Raw genomic sequence first — 7,569 nt, 5'->3', positions numbered from 1 at the left:
CCCTGAACCAGCAAAAGCCAGCAAGAGCGAGCCGAAAAAATTCAGACCACCGGCACCCGCACGCACCCGCACCGAATCCGCCGGGTCCACGTTGCGCCGATAGAGCACCAGCGTCGCCACCAGCCCGCAGGCGGCAGCGGCCGGCCCGGGGCGCCCTTGTCGCCGGTCATCTCGATCAGGCCGGTGGCAATGGCGGGCGTGAAGCCGCCGAACAGCGCCGTCGCGAGGCTGTAGGCCAGCGAGAAGCCGGCGGTGCGCACATTGACCGGCATCACCTCGGTGAGCGCCACCACCATCGCGCCGTTGTAGCTCGCGTAGAGGAACGACAGCCACAGCTCCACTTCGAGCATGCGCCCGAAGCTCGGCGCGCCGACCAGCCACTTGAGCGACGGGTACGCGGTGAGGATGGTCAGCACCGTGAAGAGAATCAGCAGCGGCTTGCGGCCCACGCGGTCGGACAGCGCGCCCATCACCGGCAGCCAGATGAAGTTGGAGATGGCCACGCAGAGCGTGACGACCAGCGCGTCGGTCGTGCTCAGGTGCAGCACCGACTTGCCGAAGGTGGGCGTGTAGACCGTGATCAGGTAGAACGACACGGTGGTCATCGACACCAGCATCATCCCGGCCACGACGAGGCCCCAGTTGGCCACCATCGACTGGAAGATCTCGCGCGCGTCGGGCCGGTGCTTGCGCGCCATGAACTCCTCGGTCTCCTGCAGCGAGCGGCGGATGATGAACAGCACCGGCACGATCAGGCAGCCGACGAAGAACGGAATGCGCCAGTAGAAGTCGCCGATCTCCTGCGGGCTGAACGTCACGTTGAGCCAGTAGCCGAGCGCGGCCGCCACGATGATCGCCACCTGCTGGCTGGCCGACTGCCAGCTCACGTAGAAGCCCTTGCGCCCCGGCGTGGCCATCTCCGACAGGTAGACCGAGACGCCGCCGAGCTCCACGCCGGCCGAGAAGCCCTGCAGCAGCCGCCCGACCAGCACCAGGAGCGGCGCCGCGAAGCCGATGGTGGCGTAGCTCGGTACGCAGGCGATGAGCAGCGTGCCCACCGCCATCAGCGCGAGCGTGGCGATCAGGCCCTTGCGGCGGCCCACGCGGTCGACGTAGGCGCCCAGGAAGATCGCGCCCAGCGGCCGCATCAGGAAGCCCGCGCCGAAGGTCATGAAGGTCAGCATCAGCGAGGCGAATTCGTTGCCCGCCGGGAAGAAGGCCTTCGAGATCTGCGTGGCGTAGAAGCCGAACAGGAAGAAGTCGAACATCTCCATGAAATTGCCGCCCGTCACGCGCAGCACGGTGGCGAATTTCGAGGAGGAGGAAGCGCTGGAAGAAGCGGTGCCTGGCGCGGTGCGGGCGGCGGCCGCGGCCGATGGTTGCGCGGCGGATTGCGCAGGATTCATCTGGTTGTCCCCTTGGGCGATGTCGTTCGTCCGAGGGTAGGCCGGGGTTCCCGACCACCGCCTGACCGCGCGAGTCAGGTACCTGTCACTGCCCGTGGGGCGTCGTCAGCTCTTGTACTTCACCGAGCAGCCGTAGGGCCGCGTGGAGGCGGTCGAGATCGGCTTGCCGCCGAAGGCTTCGCCGAGCGCCTGGTTGACGTAGTTGGTCGCGCTCTTGATGTCGTCGGGCCGGGCCGAGGCGATGCTGTCGATGCCGCCCGCATACACCAGCATGCCCTTGGGATCGATGATGAAGATGTGCGGCGTGGTGCGCGCGCCGTAGGCCTGTCCGATCACGCCGTCCTCGTCCATCAGCACTGCGGTGGGCGCGGCCTTCTGCGACTTCATCCAGGCGTCGAGCGCGGCGGGCTGCAGGTAGTCGCTGGCCGCGCGCTCGGTGGAATTGACCGACAGCCAGACCACGCCCTGGGCCGTGGCGGCCTTCTGCGTGGCGGGCATGTTGCCGCTGTTGTAGTGCTTGCGCACGAAGGGGCAGCCCGGGTTGGTCCACTCGAGCACCACGAACTTGCCGGCAAAGTCGGACAGCTTGTGCTTGGCGCCGCTGGTGTCCACCGCAACGAAGTCGGGTGCCTGCTGGCCCACGGCGGGCGCGGCGAAGGCATTGTTGCCCATCAGGAAGGTGGCGCCCAGTGCCACGGCGGCCGCCACCACGGCGCGGCGCGAGGCGCGGCTGAGGGCCGCACGGGCATGGCGCGCGGCACGAATGGAACGCGAGTCGGACGATGGCGAAAGTGACATGGCCAGCTTGAACTCCAAAAGAAAAACGAACAACGGCGACAGCTTAGAGCGCTTTGCTCATGTGCATGTGACAACCCATGTCACGCCGGGGGTCAAAGCGCGGCAAGCGCGGCGCGCACCTCGTCCTTGCCCAGGATCTCGGTCAGCACGACCGGCGCCTTGCCGGGGGCCTGCAGCACGTACAGCGGCACGCCGCTGCGGCCGAGCGCGGTCAGCGCGGCGGTGATGGCCGGGTCGCGGCGCGTCCAGTCGGCGCGCAGCATCGCGACCTTCCTGCGGTCGAAATCGGCCAGCACCTCGGCATCCGCCAGGGTGGCCTTCTTGTTGTACTGGCAGGTCACGCACCAAGCGGCCGTGAAGTCGATGAACACCGGCTGCCCGGCGCCCGTGAGCTCGGCCACGCGCTCGGCCGACCAGGGCTGCCAGCGCTGCCCCGCGGTGGCCGCCATCCTGGCCGGCTCCACCGTCTGCAGCACGTTGCGCCCGATGGCGGCGGCCAGCACCGCGGTGAATGCGACCATCAGCGTGGCAATCACCAGCCGCGTGCGGCCGCGCAGCGTCAGCGCCCAGACGATCGCGGCCATGCACACCAGCAGCGCGAGCAGGGTGCCTGCGCCATCGATGCCGCTTTGCTGGCCCAGCACCCAGACCAGCCAGGCCACGGTGGCGAACATCGGGAACGCCAGCAGCCGGCGCAGCGTGTTCATCCAGGGGCCGGGCTTGGGCAGCAGCAGCGCCACGGCCGGAATGAAGCCCGCCACCAGGTACGGCAGCGCCAGGCCCAGGCCGAGCGCGGCGAACAGCAGCAGCGCCTGGGTCGCCGGAAGTCCGATGGCAAAGCCGAGCGAAACGCCCATGAACGGCGCGGTGCAGGGCGAAGCGATCACCACCGCCAGCACGCCCGAAAGAAAGTCGTTGGCAATCGGATGGCGGGCCTGCGCCGAGCACAGCGACAGGGGCGCCGCGCGGCCGAATTCGAACAGGCCCGCGAGGTTGAGTCCGATCAGCGTGAACAGCGCCGCCAGCGCCGCCACCACGGCCGGCGATTGCAGCTGGAAGCCCCAGCCGAGTTGGGCGCCGGCCGCGCGCAGCGCCAGCATGGCGCCGCCCAGCGCAAGAACCGAGAGCATCACGCCGGCGGTGTAGGCCAGGCCCGCGGTGCGGTGCGCGCTGTGGTTCCCGGCCTGCCGCGCGAAGCCCAGCACCTTGATCGCCAGGATCGGGAAGACGCAGGGCATGAGGTTCAGCAGCAGTCCGCCGAGCAGCGCGCCGAGCAGCGCGGCCATCAGCGTGACCGTGGGTTGCGGCGGCAGCTCCGAAGAAGGCGATGACGGAGCGGCGGCCGCATTGGCGGCCAGGGCCGCCTGCAGCGCGGGCGAGACCTCCGCGCGCGGCGCCGCGGCGGGCCAGTTGCCGCTGACGGGCGCCTCGGTGCGCCAGGCGACGGGCTGGCCCGGCTGCCGGTCGGCCTCGGCCAGCGCCACCACCAGTGGCAGGGTCGTCGGGCTGGCGCTGCGCTGGTCGGCCAGCGGCAGCGAGGCGATCCAGGTGCCGCCTTGCCAGTTCTGGGTCCAGTCCTTGCCCGATTCGGCGGCGGTGCGGATCAGCTCGGGCGTTTCGGGGAAGAAGCCCAGGGTCTTGCCGCGGGCCGAGGCGGGCAGGCCTTCGAGGCGCACCTGCAGGTTGTTGCCGCTGACCTCGACCGCGCCCGGCTTGCCCAGCGGCTGCGGCTGCGCGGCCTGCGCCGCGTCGAACTCGGCCTTGTGCAGCGCGGTCGAGCCCTGCAGCGGCAGGGCCAGGGTGAATTCGCCCTCCTCGGGAATGCACTCCTTGCGGCACACCAGCCAGCTGGCCTTGAGCCGCACATCGAGCGCCGAGGCGCCGGCGCCCAGCGCCAGCGGCGGCTTGAAGTTGCTCGACACCTCGAGCGGCACCGGCAGCAGCACCGTGCCTTCGTAGCCGTAGTTGGCGAGGTTGCCGACCGGGATCTTGCGCGGCACCGGCCAGGCGATCTCGCCGGCCGCCACGCCGCTCGGCAGCGTCCAGTTCAGCTCGGTGGGCAGGCCCGAATCGCCGGCGTTCTTCCAGTAGGTGTGCCACTCGGGCTGGTGGGTGATCTGCAGGCCGACCCAGACCGGTGCGCCCGGCGCAACGCCTTCGGGCGCATGCGCCACCAATTCGGCGCGCACGTGAGGGGTGGTGACCACCGCGCCCGGCCTGGATGCCAACTGGGCCGCAGCCGGCATGCAGGCTGCGGCGGCTGCTACCAGAAACGTAGCGATGTGAAAGCGGGAAAAGATCATGCCGTCAGTCGGAGCAGGGGAGTGGTGCGAAGTTCCGAGGGTTGCGGCGGCTCAGGCGGCCCAGCCCAGCACCACGCGGCGGCTGTTGGCGCTCTTTTTCTCGATCTTGGTGACCATCACGGCGCCGATCTCGGCGGTGTTTGCAACATGCGTGCCGCCGCAGGGCTGGAAGTCGATCTGCGCCTCGCCCTCGCCGCCGATGCGGATGGTGCGCACCGTGCCCGTGCCGCGCGGCGGCTGCACGCTCATGCTCTTGACCAGCGCCGGGTTGGCGTCGAGCTCCTCGTCGGTGATGGCGCCCACGGTCAGCGGATGCGCGGCTTCCACCAGCCGCGCAAGGCCGGCCGTCAGCGCTTCCTTGTCGAGCGGATCGGTCATGTGGAAGTCGATGCGCGCGTAGTCGGGCGTGATCGAGCAGCCGTTCACCGGTACCGGCACCAGGTGGCACAGCAGATGGCTCGCGGTGTGGAAGCGCATCAGCCGGTGGCGGCGCTCCCAGTCGAGGCGGGCGGTCACGGCGGCGCCGGGCTCGAGCGCGGCGAGCAGTTCGGCCTGGCCAGGCGCCGGCACGTGGACGACTTCCTGCGTGGGCTGGCCTTCCTCGTTCTTTGCCTTGCGCGTGTCGGCAATGGCCAGTTCGCGCCCGTCGGCCAAGGCCAGCACGCCGGTGTCGCCGGCCTGCCCGCCGCCCAGCGGATAGAACACCGTGCGGTCCAGCACGATGCCGGTGTCGTCGATGCGCAGGATGCGGGCTTCGCAGGCGCGCAGGTAGGCGTCGGCGCGGAACAGGTCGTCGGTCATGCGGCCGATGGTAGCGGCGATGCGTGAATGGGGTGCGCCCACGCCAAAAAGCGCCCATGGCCGACAGCCCATGCCGGCGCCGTCCTCATGATTTGCCGAAGGAACGACGCTGAAAAAGGAAAAGGGCGGCCTCCGCGCCGCAGCAACCAAGGAGCGCGAATGAAGGTACCGAGCATCGCCATTTCCCCGCTGGCCTGGACGGCCGCCGTGGCTGCAGCGCTGGCGCTGGCCGGCTGCGGCGAAACCGCCAAGGTGGCGCCCGAGGCCACCACCGGGCCGCGCCCGCAACTGGCCGAACCCAACAAGACGCTGATTCCCACCGTGAACGTGGCCGAGGCGGTCGGCTGGACCGACACCGCCGCCCCCAAGCCCGCCCAGGGCCTGCGCGTGAGCGCACTGGCGCGCGGGCTGGACCATCCGCGCTGGGTCTACACGCTGCCCAACGGCGACGTGCTGGTGGCCGAAAGCAACAGGCCGCCCAAGCCCGAAGGCAGCAGCGACGGCGGCAGCGGTCCGATGGCCAAGGTCCGCAACTGGGTCATGGGCAAGGTCATGGGCCGCGCCGGGGCCAACGCGCCCAGCGCCAACCGGATCACGCTGCTGCGCGATGCCGACGGAGACGGCGCGGCCGAGGTGCGGCAGGTGTTCCTGTCGAACCTGAGCTCGCCCTTCGGCATGGCGCTGGTGGGCAACGAGCTGTTCATCGCCAACGCCGACGCGCTCGTCAAGGTGCCCTACACCGAGGGCCAGACTTCGGTGAGCGCAGCGCCCACGGTGGTCACGCCGCTGCCCGCGGGCATCAACCACCACTGGACCAAGAACGTGATCGCCAACGCCGAAGGCACCAAGCTCTACGTCACGGTCGGCTCCAACAGCAACATCGGCGAGAACGGGATGGCCGCCGAAGAAGGCCGCGCCGCCATCTGGGAAGTGGACGTGAAGAGCGGCGAAAAGCGCCTGTTCGCAAGCGGCCTGCGCAACCCCAACGGCATGGCCTGGCAGCCCGAAACCAAGGCGCTGTGGACGGTGGCCAACGAGCGCGACGAGATCGGCAGCGACCTGGTGCCCGACTACCTGACTTCGGTGAAGGACGGCGCCTTCTACGGCTGGCCGTGGAGCTACTACGGCAGCAAGGTGGATGCGCGCGTCACGCCGCAGAACCCCGAGATGGTGGCCAAGGCCATCGCGCCCGACTACGCGCTCGGCGCCCATGTCGCGGCGCTGGGCCTGGTCTTCTCGGACGGCCGCGGCATGCCGCCCCAGTTCGCCAACGGCGCCTTCATCGGCGAGCACGGCTCCTGGAACCGCAAGCCCAAGTCGGGCTACAAGGTGGTGTTCGTGCCGTTTTCCGGCGGCAAGCCGAGCGGACCGCCGGTCGACGTGCTGACCGGCTTCCTCTCGGCCGACGAGAAGGCCCACGGCCGCCCGGTGGGCGTGGCGCTCGACAAGAGCGGCGCGCTGCTGGTGGCCGACGACGTGGGCAACGTGGTCTGGCGCGTGTCGGCGCAGGCGAAGTAGTGGCGCGCGGCCTTCATCATCCTTGCTTCGGCCGGGCGATGCGATAAAGCCTGTGCCGCCGCAGCGCATGCCCCTCGGGCACGGCCGGGTGGTCGAAGGCGCCGTCAACGTCTTCACGCATGCCCAGGCGCTCCATCACCGCCGCCGAGCGGTGGTTGCCGAACGCCGTGAACGCCACGATTTCTTCGAATCCGAGCCGCTCGAAACCCACCTGCAAGGCGGCGCGCGCGGCCTCGGTCGCGAGCCCTTGGCCCCACCACTTTCGGGCGAAGCGCCAGCCGATCTCGACGCAGGGCGAAAAGGGCAGCGCGGCCATCGGCACGTTGAGGCCCGTGAAGCCGGCGAACTCGCCCGACGCCTTGTGCTCCACGGCCCACAGGCCCCAGCCCTGCTCGGCGATGCGGGCCCTGATGCGCGCGGCCAGCGCATCGCTGTCTGCCCGCGTGGGCACCGGCAGCAGGAACTCCATCACCAGCGGATCGGCTGCAAGCGCGGCAAAGGGCGCGAGATCGCTCTCCTGCCACTGGCGCAGCCGAAGGCGCGGGGTTTCGAATTCGATCGGGGGCTGGATGCTTGCTTCGGCCATGCGGCCGATTGTGCTCAGAACCCTGCGAGCACCACCTTGCCCTGGGCCTTGCCGCTTTCGATCAGCGCGTGCGCCTTCCGGAGGTTGGCGGCGTTGATGGCGCCGAAGCTCGCATTGGCGGTGGTGCGGATGCGCCCCGCGTCGACCCGCGTCGACC

At 70.0% G+C, this 7,569-nt stretch carries 5 protein-coding genes and 2 pseudogenes; 1 reads left to right on the top strand and 6 read right to left on the bottom strand.

All coding sequences use genetic code 11. The annotated features are described in order from the left end of the window. From tcuC to AC1DOC_RS11540, 4 genes and pseudogenes are all read right to left on the bottom strand, one after another. Nucleotides 1-1,406 (bottom strand): annotated as a pseudogene (gene tcuC / locus AC1DOC_RS11555) (tricarballylate/proton symporter TcuC); the annotation flags it as partial. A gap of 105 nt (nucleotides 1,407-1,511) precedes the next feature. After that, the gene (locus AC1DOC_RS11550; RefSeq protein WP_012745883.1) at nucleotides 1,512-2,204 is read right to left on the bottom strand and encodes a thioredoxin family protein; all 693 of its coding nucleotides are present in this window, start codon (nucleotides 2,202-2,204) and stop codon (nucleotides 1,512-1,514) included. 92 nt (nucleotides 2,205-2,296) lie between these two features. Further along, the gene (locus AC1DOC_RS11545) at nucleotides 2,297-4,507 is read right to left on the bottom strand and encodes a protein-disulfide reductase DsbD family protein (RefSeq protein ID WP_478129056.1); all 2,211 of its coding nucleotides are present in this window, start codon (nucleotides 4,505-4,507) and stop codon (nucleotides 2,297-2,299) included. 51 nt (nucleotides 4,508-4,558) lie between these two features. Beyond that, nucleotides 4,559-5,308, bottom strand: a complete 750-nt coding sequence (locus AC1DOC_RS11540; protein ID WP_026283887.1) for an alanyl-tRNA editing protein — start codon at nucleotides 5,306-5,308, stop codon at nucleotides 4,559-4,561. Nucleotides 5,309-5,467: 159 nt separating this feature from the next. Between AC1DOC_RS11540 and AC1DOC_RS11535 the strand changes: the two genes are divergently transcribed. Beyond that, complete coding sequence (locus AC1DOC_RS11535; protein ID WP_478079134.1) at nucleotides 5,468-6,826, top strand: PQQ-dependent sugar dehydrogenase; 1,359 nt, start codon at nucleotides 5,468-5,470, stop codon at nucleotides 6,824-6,826. Between the two features lie 16 nt (nucleotides 6,827-6,842). On the opposite strand, the gene AC1DOC_RS11530 is transcribed toward AC1DOC_RS11535, so the two are convergent. After that, a complete protein-coding gene (locus AC1DOC_RS11530) occupies nucleotides 6,843-7,412 on the bottom strand; it encodes a GNAT family N-acetyltransferase (protein ID WP_478079135.1) in 570 nt (189 codons plus the stop codon). A 14-nt stretch (nucleotides 7,413-7,426) separates the two neighbouring features. Continuing rightward, nucleotides 7,427-7,569: pseudogene (locus AC1DOC_RS11525) on the bottom strand (zinc-binding alcohol dehydrogenase family protein); the annotation flags it as partial.

It is taken from the genome of Variovorax sp. 01T439_2, assembly GCF_056398445.1.
This window is presented reverse-complemented; position numbering and strand designations above follow the sequence as displayed.